The 23,380-nt window shown below is 56.1% G+C and carries 20 protein-coding genes, 1 tRNA gene and 1 pseudogene; 9 read left to right on the forward strand and 13 right to left on the reverse strand.

The genetic code is table 11. From position 1 onward, the window contains the following. Positions 1–131: 131 nt before the first annotated feature. Entirely contained in the window at positions 132–2,099 is a 1,968-nt protein-coding gene (locus tag GOB93_RS00325) for a S9 family peptidase (RefSeq protein WP_338422253.1), read from the reverse strand. Between the two features lie 235 nt (positions 2,100–2,334). On the opposite strand from GOB93_RS00325, the gene GOB93_RS00330 reads away from it, so the two are divergent. Next, positions 2,335–2,934 carry a DedA family protein gene (locus GOB93_RS00330; RefSeq protein ID WP_173581732.1) on the forward strand — a complete coding sequence of 200 codons (600 nt, stop codon included), beginning with the start codon at positions 2,335–2,337 and terminating at the stop codon, positions 2,932–2,934. Beyond that, positions 2,934–3,881: an SDR family oxidoreductase gene (locus GOB93_RS00335; protein ID WP_173581624.1), complete on the forward strand. Its 948-nt coding sequence runs from the start codon at positions 2,934–2,936 to the stop codon at positions 3,879–3,881. The genes GOB93_RS00330 and GOB93_RS00335 overlap by 1 nt, the downstream gene beginning before the upstream one ends. A gap of 183 nt (positions 3,882–4,064) precedes the next feature. On the opposite strand, the gene rho is transcribed toward GOB93_RS00335, so the two are convergent. From rho to GOB93_RS00350, 3 genes are all read right to left on the reverse strand, one after another. Then, entirely contained in the window at positions 4,065–5,363 is a 1,299-nt protein-coding gene (rho, locus tag GOB93_RS00340; protein WP_173581625.1) for a transcription termination factor Rho, read from the reverse strand. Between the two features lie 241 nt (positions 5,364–5,604). Beyond that, positions 5,605–6,171 (reverse strand): hypothetical protein, encoded by a 567-nt coding sequence (locus tag GOB93_RS00345; RefSeq protein ID WP_173581626.1) that lies wholly within the window; start codon positions 6,169–6,171, stop codon positions 5,605–5,607. Then, positions 6,168–7,139 carry a magnesium transporter CorA family protein gene (locus GOB93_RS00350; RefSeq protein ID WP_173581627.1) on the reverse strand — a complete coding sequence of 324 codons (972 nt, stop codon included), beginning with the start codon at positions 7,137–7,139 and terminating at the stop codon, positions 6,168–6,170. The genes GOB93_RS00345 and GOB93_RS00350 overlap by 4 nt, the downstream gene beginning before the upstream one ends. A gap of 258 nt (positions 7,140–7,397) precedes the next feature. Here GOB93_RS00350 and GOB93_RS00355 point away from each other — a divergent pair, with 258 nt between their 5' ends. Further along, entirely contained in the window at positions 7,398–7,739 is a 342-nt protein-coding gene (locus GOB93_RS00355; RefSeq protein ID WP_198912655.1) for an IS5 family transposase, read from the forward strand. On the opposite strand, the gene GOB93_RS00360 is transcribed toward GOB93_RS00355, so the two are convergent. The 5 genes from GOB93_RS00360 to rfbB form a co-directional block, all read right to left on the reverse strand. Next, the gene (locus GOB93_RS00360; protein WP_173581628.1) at positions 7,692–8,726 is read right to left on the reverse strand and encodes a glycosyltransferase; all 1,035 of its coding nucleotides are present in this window, start codon (positions 8,724–8,726) and stop codon (positions 7,692–7,694) included. The genes GOB93_RS00355 and GOB93_RS00360 overlap by 48 nt on opposite strands. 33 nt (positions 8,727–8,759) lie before the next feature. After that, positions 8,760–9,668: a dTDP-4-dehydrorhamnose reductase gene (rfbD, locus tag GOB93_RS00365; protein WP_173581629.1), complete on the reverse strand. Its 909-nt coding sequence runs from the start codon at positions 9,666–9,668 to the stop codon at positions 8,760–8,762. Next, positions 9,668–10,225, reverse strand: a complete 558-nt coding sequence (gene rfbC / locus GOB93_RS00370; RefSeq protein ID WP_173581630.1) for a dTDP-4-dehydrorhamnose 3,5-epimerase — start codon at positions 10,223–10,225, stop codon at positions 9,668–9,670. Before rfbC ends, rfbD begins: the two co-directional genes overlap by 1 nt. A gap of 119 nt (positions 10,226–10,344) precedes the next feature. Next, positions 10,345–11,214 carry a glucose-1-phosphate thymidylyltransferase RfbA gene (gene rfbA / locus GOB93_RS00375; RefSeq protein WP_173581733.1) on the reverse strand — a complete coding sequence of 290 codons (870 nt, stop codon included), beginning with the start codon at positions 11,212–11,214 and terminating at the stop codon, positions 10,345–10,347. Between the two features lie 26 nt (positions 11,215–11,240). After that, positions 11,241–12,323 (reverse strand): dTDP-glucose 4,6-dehydratase, encoded by a 1,083-nt coding sequence (gene rfbB, locus GOB93_RS00380; protein ID WP_173581631.1) that lies wholly within the window; start codon positions 12,321–12,323, stop codon positions 11,241–11,243. 173 nt (positions 12,324–12,496) lie between these two features. Between rfbB and GOB93_RS00385 the strand changes: the two genes are divergently transcribed. The 3 genes from GOB93_RS00385 to GOB93_RS00395 all read left to right on the forward strand — a co-directional run bounded on the left by GOB93_RS00385 (position 12,497) and on the right by GOB93_RS00395 (position 15,600). Continuing rightward, a complete protein-coding gene (locus tag GOB93_RS00385; RefSeq protein ID WP_173581632.1) occupies positions 12,497–14,671 on the forward strand; it encodes a hypothetical protein in 2,175 nt (724 codons plus the stop codon). Between the two features lie 25 nt (positions 14,672–14,696). After that, positions 14,697–15,395, forward strand: coding sequence for a histidine phosphatase family protein (locus tag GOB93_RS00390; protein WP_173581633.1), 699 nt, complete (start codon positions 14,697–14,699; stop codon positions 15,393–15,395). 130 nt (positions 15,396–15,525) lie between these two features. Next, positions 15,526–15,600: transfer RNA gene (locus GOB93_RS00395), tRNA-Gly, on the forward strand. 211 nt (positions 15,601–15,811) lie between these two features. On the opposite strand, the gene GOB93_RS00400 is transcribed toward GOB93_RS00395, so the two are convergent. After that, complete coding sequence (locus GOB93_RS00400; protein ID WP_010668705.1) at positions 15,812–16,183, reverse strand: hypothetical protein; 372 nt, start codon at positions 16,181–16,183, stop codon at positions 15,812–15,814. A gap of 117 nt (positions 16,184–16,300) precedes the next feature. Here GOB93_RS00400 and GOB93_RS00405 point away from each other — a divergent pair, with 117 nt between their 5' ends. After that, positions 16,301–16,759, forward strand: coding sequence for a MarR family winged helix-turn-helix transcriptional regulator (locus GOB93_RS00405; protein ID WP_010668704.1), 459 nt, complete (start codon positions 16,301–16,303; stop codon positions 16,757–16,759). Between the two features lie 73 nt (positions 16,760–16,832). Here GOB93_RS00405 and GOB93_RS00410 read toward each other — a convergent pair whose 3' ends face one another. From GOB93_RS00410 to GOB93_RS00420, 3 genes are read right to left on the reverse strand one after another with little or no spacing between them, the layout of a single operon-like run. Next, complete coding sequence (locus GOB93_RS00410; RefSeq protein ID WP_026200119.1) at positions 16,833–19,994, reverse strand: error-prone DNA polymerase; 3,162 nt, start codon at positions 19,992–19,994, stop codon at positions 16,833–16,835. Continuing rightward, complete coding sequence (locus GOB93_RS00415; protein ID WP_256138674.1) at positions 19,991–21,535, reverse strand: DNA polymerase Y family protein; 1,545 nt, start codon at positions 21,533–21,535, stop codon at positions 19,991–19,993. Before GOB93_RS00415 ends, GOB93_RS00410 begins: the two co-directional genes overlap by 4 nt. Further along, positions 21,441–22,223, reverse strand: coding sequence for an ImuA family protein (locus GOB93_RS00420; protein ID WP_018308150.1), 783 nt, complete (start codon positions 22,221–22,223; stop codon positions 21,441–21,443). Before GOB93_RS00420 ends, GOB93_RS00415 begins: the two co-directional genes overlap by 95 nt. A 197-nt stretch (positions 22,224–22,420) precedes the next feature. On the opposite strand from GOB93_RS00420, the gene GOB93_RS00425 reads away from it, so the two are divergent. Together GOB93_RS00425 and GOB93_RS22085 are read left to right on the forward strand one after the other, a co-directional pair. Next, complete coding sequence (locus GOB93_RS00425; protein ID WP_010669086.1) at positions 22,421–23,068, forward strand: SOS response-associated peptidase; 648 nt, start codon at positions 22,421–22,423, stop codon at positions 23,066–23,068. Positions 23,069–23,077: 9 nt separating this feature from the next. After that, positions 23,078–23,287 (forward strand): annotated as a pseudogene (locus GOB93_RS22085) (pyridine nucleotide-disulfide oxidoreductase); the annotation flags it as partial. Positions 23,288–23,380: the final 93 nt, after the last annotated feature.

Raw genomic sequence — 23,380 nt, forward strand, 5'->3', positions numbered from 1 at the left:
ACGGTGTGCCTGCCTGCTAATACCTGAAATATCGGCAGAAGTCGAAGTTTCTCCCTGACGGTCCTGTCTCCGAAACAGGTCCCTCCTGTTTCCTGATGATTATGTAACCTGTTTTCGAAATAATACTGACCTTATGGTTCAAGATGAACGTGACTTTCAGGCGTCCGGTCCTGGGCGGCCGGTGTGAAACTAAAAACCTGTCCGTAAAAGTCCAGTTCAGACAGAAAGGCACGTCTGATCGTCGTTTCGGATCTGAACCCGTGACCTTCACCGGGGAACTCATACAAAGCACATGGGATGTGATTTTTGCGTAGTGCGATAACCATGGTCCGCGCCTGATCCGGAGGTACGATCCGGTCATCGAGCCCCTGAAGAAACAGGACGGGTGTTCTGATCCGGTCAGCCATAAAAAGAGGTGAGCGTTCACGGTAAACGGTCTCGGCCTCCGGCCATGGGCCAACCAGACTATCGAGATAACGTGCTTCGAATTTATGAGTTTCCTGCGCCAGAGCTCTGAGGTCTGTCACGCCGTAGAGGCTGACACCAGCGGCAAAAATATCCGACGTTGCCAGTCCGGCCAGAACGGTCAGGCCTCCCGCGCTCGATCCGCGGATGGCGATCCGTTCCGGATCAATCATCCCGGTACCTGCCATATGACGTGCGGCAGCGATACAGTCAGCGACGTCGCGTACTCCCCATTCCCCGTCCAGACGTTCGCGCCATGCGCGACCAAAGCCGGTTGAACCACTGTAATTGACGTCCAGCACAGCAAAGCCGCGGCTGGTCCACCATTGAATTTTGAAGGAAAATGCTTCACTCGCCCGGGCGGTAGGGCCGCCGTGAGCGGTAACAATCATCGGTGGCCGCTCATTCTGAGGCACCGTGTACCGCGCATTTGTCGGTGCATAGAAAAAAGCGTAGCCTTCGTCCCCATCCGGAAGCGGAAAACGGATATTTTGCGGAAGTGAAATATCACGCGGACCAAAAGGAAGCGTGGCAGAACTTCTCAGAATACGCGGCGTGGCGCCCGCGCGGCCGGTAACAACCGCGGACGCATTGTCGGCCGGCTGATCAAGCCAGGCATATAATTCATCATCTGTTCTGTTTGTGCTGCTTTGACCTGTAATCAGGACCGGGCACTGATCTGGCTGGCCGAAGGCAACCGGCTCAGCCGAAAAGGTACTGCCTTTCGGGGTAAGCATAAGCGTCTGCGTCCGCCCCTCATGAACACTAAGAGCAAGAATCCGTCCGCCGGGAAGCAGTGTGTAACTGCTCTGGCCGAACACCCAGTGCGGTTGTCCGATTTCGGCGCTCAGAGGACAGAGTGGTTCTGCTTCCGGGGTGGGGCGTGTCACATCGAATCGATACAGATTCCACCAGCCACTGCGATCTGATATGGCAATAAGGGTACCATTATCAGCCCATTGGGGCTCAATGATGGACTCGTTTATTTCGTTCCCTGCCAGAATGCGAGGCGTACCAAGTATTACGCACTCTCCATCAGACAGGATCGGTGCCACACAGAGCCGGGTTGCCGTCCATGGCATCGCCGGATGGTCCCATTCGATCCAGGCAAGCAACAAACCGTCAGGCGATACGGCGGGCGTTGAATAGAAATCCGCCTCGCGGACCAGAACGGTCCCCTCGCCACCACAGCAGTCGGGAGCAAGAGGCAGGGCGACCAGCGTCGTTTCAGGCTCACCTTCACCCCTGTGGTCTTCACGGACGGCAAAGAGAATACGTCCGGAAGGATCAAAGGCCAGACTGGCGTAACGCAGATCTTCGCCGGCGGCGATCCGGCGGAGCTGTGGTGAAGAGGAGCCAATGGCAGTGAGAAGACATACGGCATCATCCAGGTGGTTGCTGAACGCCAGATTTTCACCCTGCACGACATATGCCTTGCCGCCGTACTCATGGACTTTTGTAGCGACATCCATTCCAGGCGATGTCACGTCATAGGGTCGTTCGCCTGCCCGGTTGCAAACCAGAGTCGTACGCCCGCAGTCCACAGGACGTCGCTCCAGCCAGAATATTGCATTTTCTGTCGCGGACACGGATGACAGGGTTATGGTCTTCCCTGCGGCCAGATCTGCTGTCACGGGAGATGGCCACGAACCGCACGGTCTGGCGTGTTGCGTCATAAAACCTCCGATATCAGCATCCGCAGGGGTGTGGCTTATGAAATTGTAAAGCTGGTTTGCAGACTTGACAGGCTGGTGTCCAGACGGTTCCTGCAGATGCTCGTTGACTGTGCGCCCGGGAACTTCTGCCCTGTTACATTATCTGGATACACTTCTCTCAGAATACGGATACGGCGTTATCGGCGTCGTCGTGATGTTTGAGAGTATGGGATTGCCTCTTCCGGCGGAAAGCCTGCTCATCACTGCCGCATTGTATGCAGCAGGCACGCACAGGCTGAATATTTACGGCGTCGCTTCCGCAGGCGTGATCGGTGCCATCATGGGTGACAATTTTGGATATCTGATCGGCAGGGCTCTGGGATTTCGCCTCCTTCTCCGTCATGGTCGTAAAGTGGGGCTGACACCAGAACGTCTCCTGCTGGGGCGGTATGCTTTTCGCCAGCATGGCGGTGTGGTGGTATTTTTCGGGCGCTTTATCGCCATCCTGCGTGTTTTCGTCGCGTTGCTTGCAGGCGCAAACCATATGCACTGGCGTAATTTCCTGTTGTTCAACGCAATGGGCGGTATCTGCTGGGCCGGAGGTTATGCACTTATCACCTACTATCTTGGTCACGAAGCGCTGCAACTGTCGGGGCCAGTCGCCTGGGTGGTGATACCAGCAGGAGTGGCTGTCATTACAGGGGTTCTTCTTTTCCTGAAGAAGAACGAGAAACGGCTGACCAGAGAAGCTCTGAAAGCCGCTGAAAACGACCCGACTCTTGTCCATGGAATGGAAGCGGAGCTGAAACAGTGATGAATGATCGCCGATCTTTTCTGAGCAGTCTGGAACGTCTTGATGGCCGGGTTGCAGTAGTGACGGGTGCTAATAGCGGCCTTGGATTTGAGGCAGCCTGCGATCTGGCGATGCTCGGCGCACGCGTTATTCTTGCGTCCCGGAATACAGAGCGGAATGAAGCTGCGGTCAGGAAGCTATTGAGTCGCATTCCGTCCGCCCAGGCTGAATCTGCATCACTTGATCTCGCATCCCTTGCCTCGGTGAAGAAGTTTTCTGACAGACTCGCGGAACGCGTGTCATCTGTCGATGTACTGATTAATAATGCCGGCGTTATGGCGCCTCCGGATCGTCTTGAAACACAAGACGGTTTTGAACTGCAGTTTGGCGTCAATCATCTGGGCCATTTCGCGCTGACCGGATGGCTGAAGCCTCTTCTTGAGGCGTCACCGGATCGGGGTATTGTCATTCCTGTAGCCAGCCTGGCTGCGTGGAAAGGCCGGATACAGTTCGACGATCTGCAGTCCCGATATCGCTATGTGCCTTTTCACGCTTATAACCAAAGCAAACTGGCCAATCTGATGTTCGGTATGGAACTGTGCCGACGTGCAATGACGGAGGGCTGGAAGCTTCATGTTCGTATCGCTCATCCAGGCTGGGCCAGAACACAACTTATCATTAACGGGCTCGGCAGCGGGACAGGTAGCCTGCTGACACGCGTAACCGAACTGGGTGCGAATGTTGCGTTTCGCCTGATGGGACAGTCAGCCGCGGAAGGAGCTGAGCCTTTTGTCTATGCTGCAGCTTCAGGAAAGGCTGAGGACGGGAATTATTACGGGCCGACGGGCGCGGGTGAACGCACGGGGCCGCCAGGGCTGGCTGCTATTCCACCCTCGGCTCGCCATCCAGGCATTGCAAAACGATTGTGGGATGTATCCGAACGCCTGACTGGGATAGTGTTTGACTGAAACCCGGTGTCTGTTTCTGAAGAGAAATTGTGTCAGGAAAAACCAGTCTGATATGTCAGAAACAGACAGATAATCAGAATCTGATCCCGGGACCTCACTGGGAAGTGTTTCTCAGAAACTATACTTTTCCAGGCTATATCTGAAATAAGCCCCAAAACTGTCCAACAGTTTCGGGGCTTAGTGTCAGTTGTTCATTGCCTCGAAGAAGTCGTGATTGGATTTGCTGTATTTCAGCTTGTCCAGCAGGAATTCCATGGCATCCATAGTGCCCATCGGAGCAAGAATCCGTCGAAGCACCCACATCTTCGACAGTGTGGCACGATCGACCAGAAGTTCTTCCTTGCGTGTTCCACTTTTGGTGATGTCGATAGCAGGAAATGTACGCTTGTCGGCGAGTTTTCGGTCGAGAATCAGCTCGGAGTTACCCGTTCCCTTGAACTCCTCGAAGATGACTTCATCCATACGCGACCCTGTGTCGATCAGGGCTGTAGCGATAATCGTCAGCGAACCGCCTTCCTCGATATTACGTGCAGCACCAAAGAAACGCTTCGGACGTTGCAGGGCATTAGCGTCTACGCCACCCGTCAGCACCTTGCCTGAAGACGGGACGACCGTGTTATAAGCCCGGGCAAGGCGCGTAATCGAGTCAAGCAGAATTACGACATCCCGCTTATGCTCGACGAGACGTTTGGCCTTCTCAAGCACCATTTCTGTGACCTGAACATGTCGCTGAGCCGGTTCATCAAAGGTCGACGCGACGACTTCCCCACGTACGGAGCGGGCCATGTCGGTGACTTCTTCGGGCCGTTCATCAATCAGAAGAACAATCAGGAAGACTTCAGGATGGTTGGCGCTGATTGACGAAGCTATACTCTGCAGCATCACGGTTTTACCGGTGCGCGGCGGTGCCACGATCAGGGCACGCTGTCCCATGCCAATTGGCGCAACGAGGTCAATAACGCGCGATGTGAAATCACGCGGTGAACCTTTTTTGCCTTTGGCGGTTGCCTCAGGTTCCGGAGGGGTCTGACCTTCAACTTCCATCTGAAGACGACGTTCAGGATAGAGTGGTGTCAGGTTGTCAAAATTAATCCGATGACGAACCGCATCGGGGGGTTCGAAATTGATCGTATTAACTTTTAGAAGGGAGAAGTAACGCTCCCCGTCCCGGGGAGCCCGGATCTGACCCTCTACGGTGTCGCCCGTCCTCAGACCGAAGCGACGAACCTGCACCGGAGAGATATAAATATCATCTGGACCTGGAAGATAATTTGCTTCGGGAGAACGCAGATAACCGAAGCCATCTGATAGAATTTCCAGTGTGCCTTCGCCGTAAATCGCCTGGTCGTTATCTGCCAGAGTCTTCAGAATCGCGAACATCAGCTCCTGTTTGCGGAGGGAAGAAGCGTTCTCGATATTGAGATTTTCAGCGTAAGAAAGAAGATCGGCCGGGGTTTTGGCCTTGAGTTCAGCGAGATGCATGTAAAATGCGCCTTGGTATGGCAAGCGGGTACCGGGAAAGGATCAGGGTTTTCGCAGCTCTGTTTCGGAACGAAACAGCATACACGGAACCTGATGTGCCGTGATTAACATGGCGAGAACCCTGTGCAGGGAGCGCGCTGAACAGATGAAGGCTGTCAGCGGTGAGACTGTCCACTAGTGACAGTATTTCGTCTTGTCAAGTTAAAGCATGCATCCTCATTACAGCGCCGGTGCAAGTCAGTTATTCTTTGTGGAATGCTTCTGAGAAGCCTGCAGCGGTCAGCCAGTACTGACTTGTCGACATATCGGGAGACAGGAAATTGTTGAGCTGCGCCGTAAGCTGAATCGGTGTCCGACGTGTGGTAATCGTGCCGCCGAGAGTAACCGAACTGCAGGTACCCTCCAGTGTCAGTGTACGATCCATCAAAGGGACCGTCATCTGACAATGAACAGATGTACCTGCTGCTGTGGGCATGTCGAACGTGCCGTTAAGGGAACCGAAGGCAAGCGGTCGAAGATCATGATCGAGAAGTGCGTATTCACCCATTATGCCATGTTCGCCGTTCCGTCGGAGTCCGACGACTACGCTGTTCTTTCCGTCAGGAGATGCTCCACCATAACGCCACGGTTCCGCTCCCATATGGTTGATAAGGATCTGGGCAGATGACAAAATCTGTAAGGGTATTGTTGGCCGAATCGCTTCAGCTCTTGCTGGCTGGGAAAACAGCAAAAAACTGAATCCGACAATGGTGGCTGTTATGGCTGGGCGCAGCATTTGCTTTTGTAGCCCATTTGATATCCTGCTCATCGTACCCCCCCAAGCCAGCCGCGGCGCCAGAACCACAAAAGTGGCAGGATTATCGACAGCGCCATTGCTGTCAAAGCGTACCAATATCCAAAACTCCATGTGAGTTCAGGAATATCTTTAAAATTCATTCCATAGATACCAGCAATCAGAGTGGGGGCCACTCCGATAAAGCTGACGACTGTCAGAACTTTCATACCATCATTTTGTTCAATGCTGATAAAGCCAAGGGCTGCATCAAGCAGAAACTGGACCTTGTTGGAAAGCTGCGACACAAAGTCATTGAGTGATGAAATATCACGGCTCACCGTTGCCAGACGGGTCGCCAGTGCATGTGGCAGATTATGTTTTGTTGTCTCACTGACGAAAATGGCGATACGATCCAAGCCAAGCAGACTGTCACGAACAAGCGAGGAAAAATCCTCAGCATGGCCAACTCGTCGCAGAATTGCGCGCTGCCACGCAGCTATCCGTCCGGCACGCGGACTGTAGCCCGCAAAGACATCACGTGAGAGCTGGTTTAATGCCAGTCCAACATGTTCAAGCACATCAGCAAGGCGATCTACGATCGCTTCAAGTAACAGGATTAGTATATCGTCACTATTCAAAGTTGCCATGGTGTCGGCGACCTGACGAGCAGCAATATCAAATGACGCGTATTCGGAGAAGCGGACACTGACCAAGAATTTCGGAGTAAGAACAAGACCGATTGGCGGGCAGACAAGCTCCGTTTCCGTGCGACGTACAAGCGGAGTCGAGAGATAAACTGCGTCGTTCTGGGTAAAGAGGCGGGACGAGCTTTCGATCTCATCAAGATTGGCACGGTGCGGAATATCTTCGCCGACAATTCGTGCCGCCAGATCATGTTCTGCATCCGTCGGATTCATGAGATCCAGCCATGCCGCACCGACCGCGTCCGCCTCAGTCTCCACGGCGCGTGCGGCCTGGCCGGTTCTGTGAGCCAGAAACATGAGCGCGCTCCTGCGATAACCCAATCTGCGTCATTGAAGAGGAAATATCCTGACGCGCGTGCGGGTCTACCATCAATTTCCAAACCTGTAACGGTTGCGCTACGGTATGCGCTAGGCTCAGGACCTGTTAATTTATTGAACTGAGCTGGCTGTTGTGATTCACAGTCTTACCGTTGGAGGTGAGGCTGTGAGTGAGATATTTTTGCTGTCTGAGCGGCAGATGGAGAGGATCAGGCCGTTTTTTCTGTTCGTCTTCATCTGACAGCGGGTCAGGTGGGTGACTTCAAAGGCGCGGACGTTCTGCTGGCAGACCTGCCGGATGAGACCGAAGAAGTCATTGGCGACCGGGGATACGACAGCAACCGGATCAGGCTGTCTCTCGCAGACCGGAATATCACCGCCTGCATTCCGCCGAAGAAGAACCGGAAATCAAAGCCGCCTTACGACTGGCATCTGTATAAAAAGCGTCACCTGATTGAAAACATGTTCGTAAAGCTGAAAGACTGGCGGCGCGTCGCCACCAGATATAACCGCTGTGCCCGTACCTTCATGTCAGCAATCCATATCATGGCCGCCTTCATCTTCTGGCTCAAAGAATGAGGCCTGAGCCTTAGCCGAAATGAACCACAGACGAAACAGAAAGTTTTCACTTAGACCTGTGCGTGATAGTTCCGGATATTGGGTCAGTAATCGCAGACGATCCAAACGTGTTCCCGTAAGGTTCTTCTGCATAATTTTTAGTATAGAGACAACTGACGGATCAAGAAATTCACGGTTATTAAGAAGCCATGCAATATTAGAGCGAAAAATAGTCATAAATACTTCAGGACCACGCCTGACGGCAGCGTAACCTCGTCGAAACCATGATGGGCGAGCACCAACGGCATTGGTTGCGTGCTGTCGATAAAGTACGACTGGACGGCTATCAATGTACACTACGCCCCCGGCCGCTATGACAGCCAGATACGCAGCCCAGTCGTGAAGAATAGATGGTGGGAATGGTCCCATAATTTTTAGAAGATGCAAGGCTCTTTTATTTAGCATCACGGTGCACCCAGTCGCGACATTTTGTGCGAGGGCTGAGAAAATTCCTTGCAGATTTTTAACAGCAGGCGAGATCATCAGAGGATTCAGAAAGCGATCCGTCAGAATCTGACGACCAAAATAGAGAGCTGGCTTGCTTTCAGGCACGTCTTTAAGTGCAGTAACACCGCGTGAAATTTTATCCGGCAGCCAGACATCATCCTGATCCGCAAAAGCAACCAGATATCCATCGGGTACCTGCGTTAGAAGTTGCCAGTAAGAGGCTGCAATTCCGATATTGATGCCTGATTCGCTATCGGCTTCAACGCAACGACCAGCGCCTCGATTGGCCTGAAAAGCCTTTAGAATTGCACGAGAAGAATCTGATGAGCCGTCATCCCGCCATAGAAGCAGCCAGTTATGGTGCTCCTGCTCAAGGAATGAATCGAGCTGGCGGCTAAGAAAAGCCTCACCGTTATAAAGTGAAAGCAGGATGGCAACCGGCGGCCCACTTCTGACGAAATGTGGCGTCTCTGAAATGGACGAGACTGAACCAGCACTCATCGGACACATTGTCCCATTGCAGTGCTGCGCTGGTCAGGATGCTTTGTTCGCAAATATAGTATCAACAGTAGCAGAGACACTGTCATGCCAGTCTGGCATATGAATGCCGAATATCCGTGCCAGCTTTCTGTTATCCATACGGGAGTCGGGGGGACGTTTTGCAGGTGTAGGCCAGTCTTCAGTGTGGATCGCCGTAATTTCCGGCATAGGCTGACCGTATTTTGATGCGCATTCGAGTGCGAAAACCGCCAGTTCATGCCAGGTCGCTTCACCAGTCCCGCAGGCATGATAGATACCCGCATATTCGTCCTTCCAGCCATCACGCCAGATCATGGCTAATATAGCGAGAATCGCTTCTGCCAGATCGTCCGAACATGTTGGATTTCCACACTGGTCCCCAACAACTTTTAAGGCAGGATTCTTAGCGCCGGCATTTATCATTGTGCGTACAAAATTCTTACCATGAGCAGAATAAACCCAAGACGTCCGAAGAATGATCGCTTTTGGGTCAGCTTTAATTACTCGCTGTTCACCTTCAGCCTTAGTTCGACCATAAACGGTTTCAGGCGAAACGGTATCTGTCTCTGTGTAAGGAGAACCTTTTTCCCCGGAAAAAACATAATCCGTCGAAATATGAATGAAAGGAATATTTCGTTCTGCACATATAGCGGCAAGAACTGCCGGGCCATCACGGTTTGCCGCATCAGCACAGGCAATTTCTTTTTCAGCAAGATCTACGGCCGTCCATGCTGCAGCATTGATTATAGCTGAAGGATTATGACTCTCGACGACTGTCTTAATCGTCTCAGGACGATCGAAGTCAAATTCAGGACGTCCGACGCGGCAGACTCTCTCGCCACCCAGATTGGAGAGAGATGTGGCAAGTTGCCCGTTTCCGCCTGTAACGAGAATCGGGCGTCTATCAGAATCGATTTTGACCATCAGTAGTGAAACCAGTTCTTTGCTGCAGAGAATTCAGGTGCCTCAAGGTCTTTTCCAGACAGTACAGCGGAACCTTCTTCAACTGGCCAGGTGATTGCCAGCTCATTACTATTCCAGATCACAGCGCGTTCAGAAGTTTTATCATATAAACCGGTACATTTGTACTGCACTTCTGAATCATCGGCGAGTGTGCAGAACCCGTGAAGAAAACCAGGAGGAATCCAGAGCTGCGACCAGTTTTGTTCAGATAGTTCAGCGGCAACCCATTTACCATAAGTCGGAGACCCGCTACGCGCATCAACCGCTACATCCCAGATTGCACCTTTGGTGCAGCGCACAAGTTTTCCTTGGGCGTGCGGATCGAGCTGACAATGAAGTCCTCTGACAACGCCTTTCTGGCGTGACAGACTCTGATTATCCTGCACAAAAGGCAGCGATATCCCCACCTCAGTCATACGCTGAATATTATAGGTCTCAGAAAAAAAACCGCGATTGTCTGAAAAACGAGGTGGTGTGATGAGAATGACGTCGGGAATAGCCAGACGTTCCGCCTTCATAAGTCGACTCCATTGAATAAAATAATGTACGCTGTCGTTAGGGATGTCACTTTCAGGCAGTTTTGATCTCTCCTGCCACCTCGTCTGACCGACGATAAGGTCGCAGGAGAGATGACACTTCAGCCTTGATCAGCGAGATCCCTGAGCATACGGCCCAATTCGGTTTTTCCCATTTTTGAGGCATGTGCACGCAGGTCATTTGCATCGATGTATCCCATGCGGAACGCGACTTCCGCGGGAGAGCCTACGAGCATGCCCTGACGGGCCTGAATGGTATGCACGAACTGTCCCGCCTGCATCAGACTTTCGGGAAGCCCCGCATCCAGCCAGGCACATCCGCGGCTCAGTCGGTCAACATGGAGGCTGCCTTCTTCAAGGTAGAATCGGTTGAGATCTGTAATTTCCAGTTCCCCGCGGGGAGAGGGCTTGACTTTCCGGGCAAATTCGAGAACCCGGTTATCATAGAAATAAAGGCCCGTAACCGCCCAGTTTGAAACAGGAGTAGTCGGTTTTTCTTCGACAGAAAGGGCTTTTCCTGTTTCGTCGAAGCTGACAACGCCGTAACGCTCCGGGTCACGTACCTGATAGGCAAAGACTGTAGCACCTTTTGGGCGTGTAGCTGCTGCTCGCAGCAATACCGACAGATGATCGGCAAAGATGAGATTGTCGCCCAGCACCAGTGCGCACGGACAACCGCTGATCCAGTCATCTGCAATAAGAAATGCCTGAGCAATCCCATCCGGACTGGGTTGTTCACGATATTCAAATCTGACACCAAACTGGGAGCCGTCGCCGAGCAATCGTTTAAACTGCGGCAAATCTGCCGGGGTAGAGATGATCATGATATCCCGGATGCCCGCGAGCATCAGAGTTGTCAGCGGATAATAGATCATCGGCTTGTCATAGACAGGCAGGAGTTGCTTGCTTGCTGCCAGTGTCATCGGATAGAGGCGGGTTCCGGACCCTCCTGCCAGCAGTATGCCCTTCATATTCGTCTGGACGGGTGGAGTTTTACTCATTTCGCGGTGGTTCCGGCTGATGTGTTTGTTGTCTGACCGAGGCGTTCACCGGTATACCGGCGTGCCCGGATGGCTTCCCACCATGTCCGGTTATCGAGATACCACTGAACAGTGCGACGGATGCCCGCCTCGAAATTATGCCTGGCCTTCCAGTTAAGTGCCATCTCGGCATGGGTAGGGTCGATTTCATATTTAAAGTCATGTCCCGGCCGATCGGCCACAAAGCGGATCAGGCGTTCACGCGGACCTTTCGGATCAGGACAGAGTTCATCAAGAACCTGACAGATGGTCCTGACGACCTCAAGGTTCGTGCGAGGCTGGCGGGCGCCGATCGCGTAAGTTTCCCCCGGTTTTCCGACCTCAACGGCCTTGACGAGGGCTTCCGCATGGTCCTCGACAAATAGCCAGTCACGAATGTTTTCACCCTTTCCATAGACGGGCAATTCCTTGCCTTCGATGGCATTGATCGTTACCAGCGGAATCAGTTTTTCAGGGAAATGCCAGATTCCATAGTTGTTTGTGGTGTTGGTAACGAAAGCTGGCAGGCCGTAAGTGTGATACCAAGCCCGGACAAGATGGTCGGATGATGCTTTGGAAGCTGAGTATGGGCTGCGCGGGTCGTATGGCGTGCTTTCTGTAAACGGCGGATCATTTGGCTCAAGTGCCCCGAACACTTCGTCGGTGGAGATATGATGAAAGCGGAAATCTGTACGTGCCACTTCGTCGAGTGTCTGCCAGTAAGCCCGCGCCGCTTCGAGCAGAGTGTATGTTCCAACAACATTAGTCTGGATAAAAACATCTGGACCATCAATAGAGCGGTCTACATGGCTTTCTGCTGCAAGATGCATCACTGCATCCGGACGGAACGATGTAAAAAGTTTTGCCAGAGCAGGGCCGTCAGTGACATTCACTTTTGCAAACTGATAGCGGTTCGAAGAAGCAGCATTTTGCACAGTTTCAGGAGACGCTGCATAAGTCATGCAGTCTACGTTCATTACCGAATGTTCAGTGGCACCAATCAGGTGACGCACCACAGCGGAGCCAATAAATCCACATCCGCCGGTCAAAAGAATACGCATCAAACCATCCCGTTCAAAGGCCTGGAGGGGTCTACGCTTCGTGTATAGCGGAGTGCGGGTTCAATCACTAGCAAGCACTTTCGTATTGACTAAAACAGGAGAGACAAGCCGCGATCTGATTACCCGTAGCTAGTGTAGCGTTGATGTTTATTTAATGGCGGACGGAAATTTTTATGTTGGCAGGCGCTTCGGTTGAAACATTTTTACAATGGTCCAGACGACCGGATCTGCGTGTTATCGCAGAACAGCGCATTGTCCGTAATGCGTCAAAAGCCGCCAGTTCGTTCCATATCTCCGCTGATGGTGTGATAAACCTAAACGCAGATGCTCTGTGTGAAAAAAATCTGCGGTATCAGGCTTTTGTCGTCAGACACGCCCTTGAGCTTGCGATTCTTCTTGACGGAATGCCTGCTGAGGCTTCGCAACAATATAATATAAGGGCTTGCTTTGCTGCGGCACGGACGGCGGCCCTGTTTTATGATCTGGATGCAGTGCCATCAGGAAGAAAGGAGAATCGGCCAGACCGTGTCTCACTCATGAGTGGTGAAACGATACCTGACCGGAAAGAAATCAGGAAGCTCTGGCCTGAGCTGAGAGCTCCGTTACTGATGGCTGACGATCTGCCTCTCCATCTTTCTGATGCCGAGCTTGACGAGCTCGTAGCCTGGCTGAATCGGTCCTGGGCTTTCATTGGACCGGCGGAGACACTGATGGCTGCGGGAGGTGACGCGCGACTCTTACTCGATCCCCAGACGGGGCTCAATCATTACGGATGCTCGCACCGTCCCCGACCATGGGCTGTGACATTTGCTTCTTCAACTGCCTCCTCTGTCTCAGAACGCGGGTTCGCGGGTGCTGAGAAGGCACGCCAACGATTACAGCAGGCCGTAATTTCTGACGACGGCAAAGCTGTTCTTACGATACTGGCGCGTGAAGTCCGGGCGTTTCTGGCATCGTATTTCGGTTTGCCGGATGAGGACAGAGTCGTTCTTGCACCATCAGGCACAGATTGTGAACTTGCTGCTCTTGCTATCTCATTACTCAGATGTGGTGGGAGAGGGTTAACCAACATTCTCATTGCTCCTGATGAAACCGGGAGTGGTGTGCCTCTTGCTGCCGGGGGACGTCACTTCTCTGCTGATACTGCGCGCCGATCCGCGGTTGTTCGTGGTGAGCCAATTAATGGTTTTGGAAGATGCGGTAAGAACGATCAGAATTCAGATATCGATGTTGATTATGTCAGTATACGCGATGCAGACGGGACGGCCATTCCTCCCGAAAGCATCGCGAGACAGTGTCGGGAGAGAATTGTTAAGGCGATTTCCAGGGGGCGGCATGTGCTATTGCATCAACTCGATCTTTCGAAAACCGGTCTTCTCGCGCCCGGCGAGACAACATTGGCAGATTTTGCTTCCGATTTTGAGCAGAAGGTCGACGTTGTCGTCGATGCCTGTCAGGATCGTGTAATACCGGAACGTATTGAAAACTGGATTGCGCATGGACGTGCCGTAATGATTACCGGATCTAAATTTATTACCGGTCCGCCTTTTTGTGGTGCATTGCTTCTTCCTGTTCAGTGGCGTGAACGCTTAAATCAGGGGCACCTGCCGGAAGGTCTGCGCGATTACGCTGGCCGGAGTGAATGGCCGGATTGCGTTGCGACCCGGCATCTGCCTGATAATGCGAATTATGGTCTGATTCTCAGGTGGCATGCGGCCATAGCCGAAATGAAGGCGCTGAGAGCCGTTCCCAGTAGTGAAACACGTGCTTGCCTTGAAAGGTTTCTCAGCGCGGTAAAGGTGGCATTAGCGGATAGCAACGACATTCTCTTGCTGGAAACACCGAGTCCTTCAAGGCCTGAATTACCTGATGCCTGGGACGATATAGCGACAATTCTCTGTTTTCTCGTAAGGGCACCGAAATCTGCTTCGGCTGGGGTGCAAAGTAGTGATGAAAGTTTCCTGCCCATCGGACTTGAGGATGCGCGTCGACTTTATCGCTGGCTGAATGCCGATCTCAGTGCTGTATTTTCGCCGGAAGAACCAGAGTATTCCAGTCGATTGGTGCGGCGGCTGTGTCATATCGGACAGCCTGTTGCCATGCCGTCTGCAGCTCTCGACGGAGCTTCTGCTGGCGCGTTAAGGATTTCCGCCGGAGCCCGCCTTGTCTCAGGTGAGCCGTCCCATGAGGGTATGAACACTGAATTGCGTCTCGAACGCGAAATTGCTGACGCGCATGATGTGATCGCCAAAATCAGTCTTATTCGACGGCACTGGAACAGAATTCTCGTCGTCAATCCGCTGCCAACCTATGCGCCGCACCCGGAATCAAACGAGGTCGAAGCGTAATCACGAAATAAAACGGAGAACTCGAATGACGGCTGCGGCGCCGACCCTGACTCCGGAAGAACAGCAGAATCATGGCAATTTTCTGGATGCACCGAAACTACAGCCAGGCATCACCCGGTTCTGGCTTATTCGCCATGCACTGGTAGAGCAAAATGCCCGTGCCTTGCTGTACGGAACCATGGACGTGCCGCTTTGCCCGGAAAGCCTGATCGTCCAGCAGCCGATGTATGAAGCGCTGGCACGCCGTCTGCCGTCAGACGCCAGGTGGTTCATCACGCCTCTTAGCCGCACCCGACGGACTGCGGAGGCAATCCAGAGCGCCGGCTATGGTGCGCGTGGCCTAGTCGTAGAAGCTGGTATGATCGAGCAGGGTCTGGGCGAGTGGCAGGGCCTGCGGCATGGAGAGTTGCCTGACAAACTGCAGTTGCCTCCGCATCAGTTCTGGCCCCTTTCGGGGAATGAATCTCCTCCGGGAGGGGAAAGCATGGCGGATGTCTGTGCGCGGGTCGGAGCGACGCTGGACAAAATGGCCAAAGAAAATACTTCTCGTGACATGATCCTTATCAGTCATGGCGGAGCGATACGCGCTGCACTGGCTCATGCACTGAAAATTCTGCCAGATACAGCACTGCATTTCTCCATCCAGAATCTTTCACTCACGATTCTGGAATGCCACAATGTTGCGTGGCGTGTTGTAACTGTGAATGAATTGCCGGGAATCTGAGAGCTTGGTAGGCTCGTTAGCATAAACCGTAGTCGCGTGATGAGGCTTAATGTTTTTCATGCGATAAAATACATTTTGTACCTTGCGTCGGCGGAAAGACTAATCTAAACGAACGTCCATCGCAGAGGATGCGGGCGTAGCTCAGGGGTAGAGCACAACCTTGCCAAGGTTGGGGTCGTGGGTTCGAATCCCATCGCCCGCTCCAGATTTTCCAAGGAAAATCAGACGGATACGAGGAAGCCGCCGCAAGGCGGCTTTCGTCGTTTTGGGGTGTGGTGTCCACATGGTGTCCACCGCGAGGCTGAATCTGTGATGGCCTTAGCGGAGACACACACTTGTTTTGCGGTCCTGATCGCGCCGTCAATTCGTATCAATCGTTATTGTCGGTGTGCGCGGCTCACATCGGTACTCTGCGCTTATTGCCGTCGAGCAAGGCGCAGACCATCCCTGAAATTCAGGACCAGAAGAGTAAGATTGATAGAGCCGGCCAGAAGTTCGAGCGCCTGTATACTGTAGAATGGCCAACCGAATCGTGATGCCGCCGCGCGGGCGGCCAGAAACAGCGCACACGGTACGAGAACGCAAATCCCGTTGAGGCCGATGATCCGCATACGGCGGAGTTTCACGAGTGCCAGACCACGCGGAGCCCCACTTGTCGCGCGATAGCCCGAAAGCCCCGTTGTGGCGAGACATGGGACCAGGACCAATAATCCCCAGAGGATCGCACGCTTGACTGTGCTGATAATCGAGGCGTCGCCATAGAGTTCTGCGACGACCGAGGCAGTCATGAAACTGCCAATACAAAGGATCGACAGGCTTTCCTGTCACACGATGGAGACGGCGGAGAAGCGTTGGCATGATATGATCCTTGCTTCCTGAAGAGAAGGTCTTTTACATAGCAAGCCATGAAAGAAGATAGCAAGCCATATAAATGGCCGTCCCGAACCGACTCCCTTGGCTATATGGTCAACTGGGCCGCCCGGCTTTTTGCTCGTGAGATGGATGAAGCACTGCGGCCCTTTGGCCTCATGTCCGGTCAGCTACCGGTGATCTTCGCGTTGGCGGACGGCAAGACACGGAGCCAGCGTGAACTGGTGAACCTCGCGGCCGTCGAGCAATCCACGATGGCGAAGACCCTTTCACGAATGGAACGGGACGGGCTGATCGAACGCAAGCCGGATCCGAACGATCGCAGAAGCACGACGATATCGCTATCGCCATTAATGTCTGTCAGGTTGCCGGAGGTTGCGGCAGCCGTGGCGGTCATCAACGCCCGGAGCCATACGCATCTCTCGGAGGAGGAAGGTGAACGACTGCTTGATCTGCTTCACTGGGCGATCAAGGGTCTAGCAGAGAGGCCATGACGCAGATTTCCGATAACCGATGCACGCCTCTTACAATCATGGAAATGCGGCACAACACTCTGGACATCGCACATCAATGGAAATTCCGCGATCGAACTATGATGACGTCATCCGGGTGATGTCTGTCGCTTGGGGTGCCACCATTTGAGCGGTTTCCAACATCGGCGAGTAGTCCCGACTGGTCGATGATCTCCAGAGCGATCAGATGAATCACCTCGCCCTCCTTCTGAAGCCTCCCCTTCACAGCCACCATGCTGGCGGACAGGACCACCGGCCGGAATTTCTCGAAGGTGTCTGCCCAAATGATGACATTCAGCGTCGCCGTCTCGTCCTCCAGCGTCATAAAAACCACGCCTTTTGAAGAACCCGGACGCTGACGCACCAGGACGATTCCGGCTGCCGTCAGCCGCTTGCCATCCCTGGCATTGATTGCGTCCCGGCACGACAGGATGTCATCGCGCCTCAGATCATCCCGCAGAAAGGCAACCGGATGGTCCCGCAGGGTCAGGCCGATACGGTTATAGTCCCGTGCCACCTCGGCGCCGGCCCGCATGGGCTGGAGCAGGACATCCGGTTCCTTTGCTTCCCGGACGATCTCCGCAGCCGCGAACAAGGGCAACGGTTCATCCCGTAGCGCCTTGATCGCCCACAGAGCCTCACGCCGTGCCAGCCCGAACCCCGCACGAAACGCATCCGCCTCGGCCAGGTGGGTCAGGGCAGCGGCCTTCACGCCGGATCGTCGCCACAGATCGTCTATCGACACGAAGGGCCGATTCCCACGGGCCGCCACGATCCGCGCGGCATCCTCATTGGCCAGTCCCTTCACCAGGTTCATCCCGAGCCGCACCGCAAACAGGCCGTTCGCCCGTTCCGGCCCTTCAAGGATGGCCTCCCAGCGTGACCGGTTCACACAGATAGGCCGGACTTCCACCCCATGCGCCTGGGCGTCGCGGACGAGTTGGGCCGGCGCGTAGAAGCCCATCGGCTGGCTGTTCAGCAATGAGGCCAGGAACACGTCCGGATGGCGGCATTTCATCCACGATGACGAATAGGCCAGGATGGCGAATGACGCGGCATGGCTCTCCGGGAAGCCATAGGAGCCGAAGCCCTCAAGCTGCTGGTAGATACGCTCGGCGAATTCCTCCGGATATCCGTTCTCCCTCATGCCTTCGAGCAGGCGGGTCTGGAATTTCGAGACCGTCCCGGTGTTCTTGAAGGTCGCCATCGCACGCCTGAGTTGATCGGCCTCGGCCGCCGTGAACCCGGCACATACCATGGCCACCTGCATGACCTGTTCCTGAAAAAGCGGCACGCCGAGGGTCCGCTTCAGGACTTCCTCCAGTTCCGGGGTCGGGTAATCGGGCTGCTCCAGGCCCTCCCGCCGGCGCAGATACGGATGAACCATATCGCCCTGGATCGGTCCGGGACGGACGATGGCGACCTCGATCACCAGGTCATAATAGGTCCGGGGCTTCAGGCGCGGCAGCATCGACATTTGCGCCCGGCTCTCGATCTGGAACACGCCGATCGTGTCTGCCTTGCGGATCATGGCGTAGGTCCGCGGGTCTTCGGCCGGAATGGTCTGGAGCGTGAAGCGCTGCCCCTTGTGTTCGGCGAGCAGGTCCAGTCCCTTCTTCATGCAGGTCAGCATGCCAAGCGCCAGCACATCAACCTTCATGAATTTCAGCGCGTCGATGTCGTCCTTGTCCCACTCGATGGTCTGGCGATTCTCCATCGCCGCCGGTTCGATCGGCACCAGTTCGTCCAGCCGGTCATGGGTCAGCACGAAGCCGCCCGGATGCTGGGACAGATGACGCGGCACGCCAATCAGGGCACGCGCCAGATCGAGCGTCAGACGGATACGCCGGTCAGTCAGGTCGATTCCGGTCTCGGCGAATTTCTCCGCATCGACCTCGCGCGACCAGCCCCATATCTGTTTCGACAGCAGGGTGATCAGGTCTTCCGGCAGCCCCATCACCTTGCCCACATCACGGAGAGCCCCCTTGGCCCGATACCGGGTGACCACGGCGGTCAGTGCCGCGCGGGTGCGACCGTAATGGTCATAGATCCACTGGATGATTTCCTCGCGACGGGCATGCTCGAAATCCACGTCGATGTCCGGCGGCTCGCCCCGCTCTTCCGAGATGAACCGCTCGAACAGCAATGTCGTCCGCGACGGGTCGATCGCCGTGATGCCCAGCACGAAACAGACAGCGCTATTGGCCGCCGATCCGCGACCCTGGCACAGAATGCCCCGCCGCCTCGACTCGCGAACGATGCTGTTCACCGTCAGGAAGTAGGGCGCGTAGGACATGCGCCCGATCAGCGCCAGTTCATGGCGGAGAATTTCAGCCACGTCCTCGGGGATGCCATCCGTATAGAAGGCTCTCGCACCTTCCCACGTCAGGGCTTCCAGTGCTTCCTGGGGTGTCTGGCCCGGCGTCGTGATTTCATCGGGATATTGATACGCTAGATCGTCGAGGCTGAACCGGCAGCGTTCGACGATCTCCATGCTCCGGTCGATCGCTTCGGGATATCGCGAGAACAGGCGCGCGATTTCCTGGGGCGGCTTGAGATAGCGATCGGCATGACGCTCACGGACGAAGCCAGCCCGGTCTATGGTCGTATTATGCCGAACACAGGTGACGACATCCTGGAGAATGCGGCGGTCATGGATATCGAACAGCACGTCATTGGTGACGACGGTCTTCACCCGGCGCGCATGGGCCATATTCGCCAATTCATAGAGCCGCATCTGATCATTCGGCCGGCGGCGCAGGGTCAGTGCCATATAGGCCCGGTCCCCGAAGGCATCCCGCAGCTTCCGCAGATGCAGGGCGCAGTCCTCGCCGGCGACATCCGGCACCAGCACGGCCTGAAGTCCGTCGCCCCACTCGGCCAGATCGGCCCAGTTCAGCAGGCATTTCCCCTTGCCGGCGCGCGCCTTGCCGATCGACAGCAGCCGACATAAGCGGCCATAGGCGGCGCGGTCCATCGGATAGACCAGGACCGGCGGAAAGTCGGCGAGGTCGAGCCGGCATCCGACCACCAGCCGCATGCCGGTATCTTTCGCGGCGATGTGGGCCTGGACGATGCCGGCCAGTGTGTTGCGGTCGGTGATCCCGATGGCGGAAAGTCCGAGACGTTTGGCCTGGGCAAACAGTTCGGCAGGCGCAGACACGCCCCGCAGGAACGAGAAATAGCTGGTGACCTGAAGCTCGGCATAGCGGGTCATGCGAACAGCCCGTGCATGAACCATCTCTGCGAGCCGGTTTCTCCATGTTCGCCATCACCCTCGCGGAAGACCCAGAATCGGTCGCCGGCCGTGTCCTCGATCCGGAAATAATCCCGCGCGATCGTCAGTTCCGTATCACCCTTCCACCATTCGCCGAAGACGCGCTCAGGCCCGTCGGCGCAGCGCACGCGATGCCGGATACCGCGCCAGATAAAGAAGATCGGCGGCTGGTCCGGCAATTCGGCCATGGCCTGGACAGGTTCCGGCCGGGAAAGCAGCCGGGTCGGTCGTGGCCATCCGACCGGCCAGGTGGCGCCGTCATCCGGAGCCAGTGCCGGCACCCGGCAGACCGACCGCTCGGGAATGTCGCTCTCCACAGGGGCAAACCGGTAGAGCGATTCCCCACCGACGCGATTGGCCAGCGTGTCGATCAGGCCGGAGATGTCGGCTTCTTCCTCTTCGATCAGCGAGGAAACCCGCTGCCTGACCTCCATCGGCTCGGCCAGGACGGCGACCAGTTCCATGCGCTCAATGCCATAGCCCGGATCGATCGTCTCGATCTTCTCGCACAGCAGGCGCGTCAGATGCTTCGCGTCCCTTGCCGGCCGGGCCGTGGCGATCCGGATCGTCTGGGTTTGGCTGTCCAACCGGTGCAACAGGAGGTCGAGCAGCCGTATGCCGTCGCCCCTGGCATCCAGCCCTTCACACAGGACGGGAACCAGCTTGCCGATATAGCGGGCAATGGTCTCGGCCGCGCCGATGGGTTCGGCGAAGTTGCGCGCCACAGAAACCGGATCGACCGGGCGCACGGCCAGGATCGGTTCGGCGATGCGCCCATAAGCCTGGTCCAGACGGCGTTCCAGTTCCGGCCCGAACCGCAAGGTCAGCGGCGCGCGCGGCATGGCGGCCAGCTTGCCGATCCGGGAGATACCCAGCGTCCGCAATCCTTCGATGACGGCAGCCGGAAGCCGCAATGCCTCGATCGGCAGGTTGGAGAGCGTGTCGGGGATGCCTCCGTCGGGCACGATGATGATCCGGCCACGTCCATATCTGGCCAGGGCATGAGCGGCACCCCAGGTTCCGGCGATCGTGACCTTGGCGGTAAAGCCTGAGTCAGCCAGGCGACGGACCACGGCGTCCAGCATCGCCGGCTCGCCACCATGGAGATGATCCGTGCCGGTCGTGTCCATTACGATGCCATCAGGCAGTCCGCCGGATGCGTCCACGGCCACGATCGGCGCGATCCGCCGCTGGAACCAGAGAGCCAGAGCCTCCAGCCCGGCTCGGTCGCCGTCGGGGTCGGCATCCATGATGGTCAGATCGGGATAGAGCGCCTGGGCCTTGGCAACCGGAATGCCGGGCGTCACCCCGATCTTGCGGGCGGCAAGGTCGGCGGACATGACGACGCGACGGCTGCCTTCCCGGCCGGCCAGGGCCAGCGGTGTCTCAGGCGCGGCGTTGCCCAGCTTCTTCCTGATGCGCTCCGTCGGCCACAGAGGCAGGTAGAGCGACACCACACGATTCGATCCTCCCGTTGGCATCGCACCCCTCCACCTCGAAATCCGCGCATTCCCCCGATCGCGCGCGCAGCAATTCCAGCATCCACCGGGGCCGCTCCACGCCGGGCACGGGAAGCGGCGCGGATGGCAGGACAGAGACCCGCCAGCGTGTGGTGCTGGCTGTCGGCTGTCCGAAATCGGCGGCTTCCGTCTGGCGGCGCCATCTCCGGACAGCCAGGCCGATGGTCCCGGTTCCCTCGGCCGCGATCTGCAAGCGCCGCGAGGCCGTCATCGTCAGTCGCCCGACCTCGGCGACCACGGACCCCAGCCCGCCATGTCGCAGACCTTCCTCGAAGCAGGCCAGGGCGTCGTTGTCCGAGGATGCTTCAACGTGGATGACCCGGCGAGCGGCCAGTCCGGCCTGATCGAGAGCCGGCGCGAAGATGTCCTGCCGGGTGACGATCCACAGCACCTTGCCTCTGGTCCGGCCGGCAATCCCTGCGGCGAACAGGGCCGCAGCCGTGGCGTTGAGGGCGTCAGTCCCGCCACCGGCCACCTCATGAAGCGCGCCCAGGACCAGGCCGCCACCCGGTAACCTCGCGTCGATCTCCTTCACGCCGAATGGCAGGACGGCGCGTTTATGGCTTTTGTGTCCTTCGAGCCGGGCAATGGTCGCCTGAAGCGCTTCCAGGGCGGGCTTCTTCCGGGCTGGGCTCCCTTTCGTGGTCATCTCGAATCCGTCCGATGCTGGCGGCGTCAGTAGCTATATGTTCATGGTTTGTTCCTAACGCGCGATAAGAGTCAAGGCACGATTACCGGAGGTGTGACACAGTGCAGGGAATAGCTGAGGCCCAGCTATGTCTCTGATATCTGTAAAGCTTTGAGTCTCAGGGATTTTTTCTGGCCGACGACGGAAGGACGGCACCGATGTGCAACCTCTACTCCGTAATGACGAACCAGGAGGCGATCAGGATGATCGCCAGGGTCATGATCGATCATATCGGCAACCTGCAACCGTTGCCCGAGGTGTGGCCGAATACAATGGCCCCAATCATCCGCAATGCCGAGGGCGGCAGGGAACTGGTCATGGCCCGCTGGGGAATGCCGACGCCACCCGGCATGCTCAAGGGCAGGAAGGTGGATCGGGGCATAACCAATATCCGGCATATGGAATCGTCCTGGTGGCGGCGATGGGAAGGCGTGGAACATCGCTGCCTGGTGCCGCTGACGGCGTTTGCCGAGCCCGAACATCTGCCCGAAGGTGGAAGTCGTCAGGTCTGGTTCGCCAGAGCGGATGGCGAGCCGCTGGCCTTCTTCGCCGGTCTGTGGTGCCGGTGGACGTCGGTCAGGAAACTGGCTGACGGCGAGACGACAAATAACCTGTATGGATTCCTGACCACTGAAGCCAACCGGGAGGTCGGTGCTATTCATCCTTGGGCCATGCCAGTTATCCTGACGCAGCAGGAAGATATGGATCTGTGGATGACAGCGCCGGCACCTGAGGCCTTGCAGGTGCAGCAGGCATTGCCGGACGGAGCGCTAATAGCGATTGCTCCACCCACGGGGGTTGCTTGATGGCGCCTCTACGAGGCGCGCTATGCGCCGCCGATCCACCGCCCCGTAATGGTCGGACGTGTGGAACGCACTGACCAGAAATTCCTGAATGTCAGCACCAGCGTGGGTGATTTCCTAAGCCGCGCGGTCATCGGCGCCACCGGCACATGGTCTGCGCCCTTCATCCCCGATTATCCGGGCCGCGAATTGTTTGCCAGAACGCAAATCCACTCCTCCCATTCCGACCCGCGCTCTCCGCATTTGCGCCGCTCGACGTGATCGAGCCGGACGGGCTGATCCGCGTTAACGGGCAGCAGGTTGAACTGCCCCGGA

Source organism: Acetobacter musti, assembly GCF_011516835.1.
GTDB classification, from domain to species: Bacteria; Pseudomonadota; Alphaproteobacteria; order Acetobacterales; family Acetobacteraceae; genus Acetobacter; species Acetobacter musti.

Bases quoted from the DNA above. Each gene is read 5' to 3' on its own strand.
- GOB93_RS00415 (WP_256138674.1), bottom strand. From the start codon at position 21,535: ATGCCAACGGGAGGATCGAATCGTGTGGTGTCGCTCTACCTGCCTCTG.
- rfbA (WP_173581733.1), bottom strand. From the start codon at position 11,214: ATGAAGGGCATACTGCTGGCAGGAGGGTCCGGAACCCGCCTCTATCCG.
- GOB93_RS00390 (WP_173581633.1), top strand. From the start codon at position 14,697: ATGACGGCTGCGGCGCCGACCCTGACTCCGGAAGAACAGCAGAATCAT.
- GOB93_RS00330 (WP_173581732.1), top strand. From the start codon at position 2,335: ATGTTTGAGAGTATGGGATTGCCTCTTCCGGCGGAAAGCCTGCTCATC.
- GOB93_RS00345 (WP_173581626.1), bottom strand. From the start codon at position 6,171: ATGAGCAGGATATCAAATGGGCTACAAAAGCAAATGCTGCGCCCAGCC.
- GOB93_RS00360 (WP_173581628.1), bottom strand. From the start codon at position 8,726: ATGAGTGCTGGTTCAGTCTCGTCCATTTCAGAGACGCCACATTTCGTC.
- rfbC (WP_173581630.1), bottom strand. From the start codon at position 10,225: ATGAAGGCGGAACGTCTGGCTATTCCCGACGTCATTCTCATCACACCA.
- GOB93_RS00410 (WP_026200119.1), bottom strand. From the start codon at position 19,994: ATGACCCGCTATGCCGAGCTTCAGGTCACCAGCTATTTCTCGTTCCTG.
- GOB93_RS00405 (WP_010668704.1), top strand. From the start codon at position 16,301: ATGAAAGAAGATAGCAAGCCATATAAATGGCCGTCCCGAACCGACTCC.
- GOB93_RS00420 (WP_018308150.1), bottom strand. From the start codon at position 22,223: ATGACCACGAAAGGGAGCCCAGCCCGGAAGAAGCCCGCCCTGGAAGCG.
- GOB93_RS00400 (WP_010668705.1), bottom strand. From the start codon at position 16,183: ATGACTGCCTCGGTCGTCGCAGAACTCTATGGCGACGCCTCGATTATC.
- GOB93_RS00425 (WP_010669086.1), top strand. From the start codon at position 22,421: ATGTGCAACCTCTACTCCGTAATGACGAACCAGGAGGCGATCAGGATG.
- GOB93_RS00385 (WP_173581632.1), top strand. From the start codon at position 12,497: ATGTTGGCAGGCGCTTCGGTTGAAACATTTTTACAATGGTCCAGACGA.
- rfbB (WP_173581631.1), bottom strand. From the start codon at position 12,323: ATGCGTATTCTTTTGACCGGCGGATGTGGATTTATTGGCTCCGCTGTG.
- rfbD (WP_173581629.1), bottom strand. From the start codon at position 9,668: ATGGTCAAAATCGATTCTGATAGACGCCCGATTCTCGTTACAGGCGGA.
- GOB93_RS00350 (WP_173581627.1), bottom strand. From the start codon at position 7,139: ATGTTTCTGGCTCACAGAACCGGCCAGGCCGCACGCGCCGTGGAGACT.
- rho (WP_173581625.1), bottom strand. From the start codon at position 5,363: ATGCATCTCGCTGAACTCAAGGCCAAAACCCCGGCCGATCTTCTTTCT.
- GOB93_RS00335 (WP_173581624.1), top strand. From the start codon at position 2,934: ATGAATGATCGCCGATCTTTTCTGAGCAGTCTGGAACGTCTTGATGGC.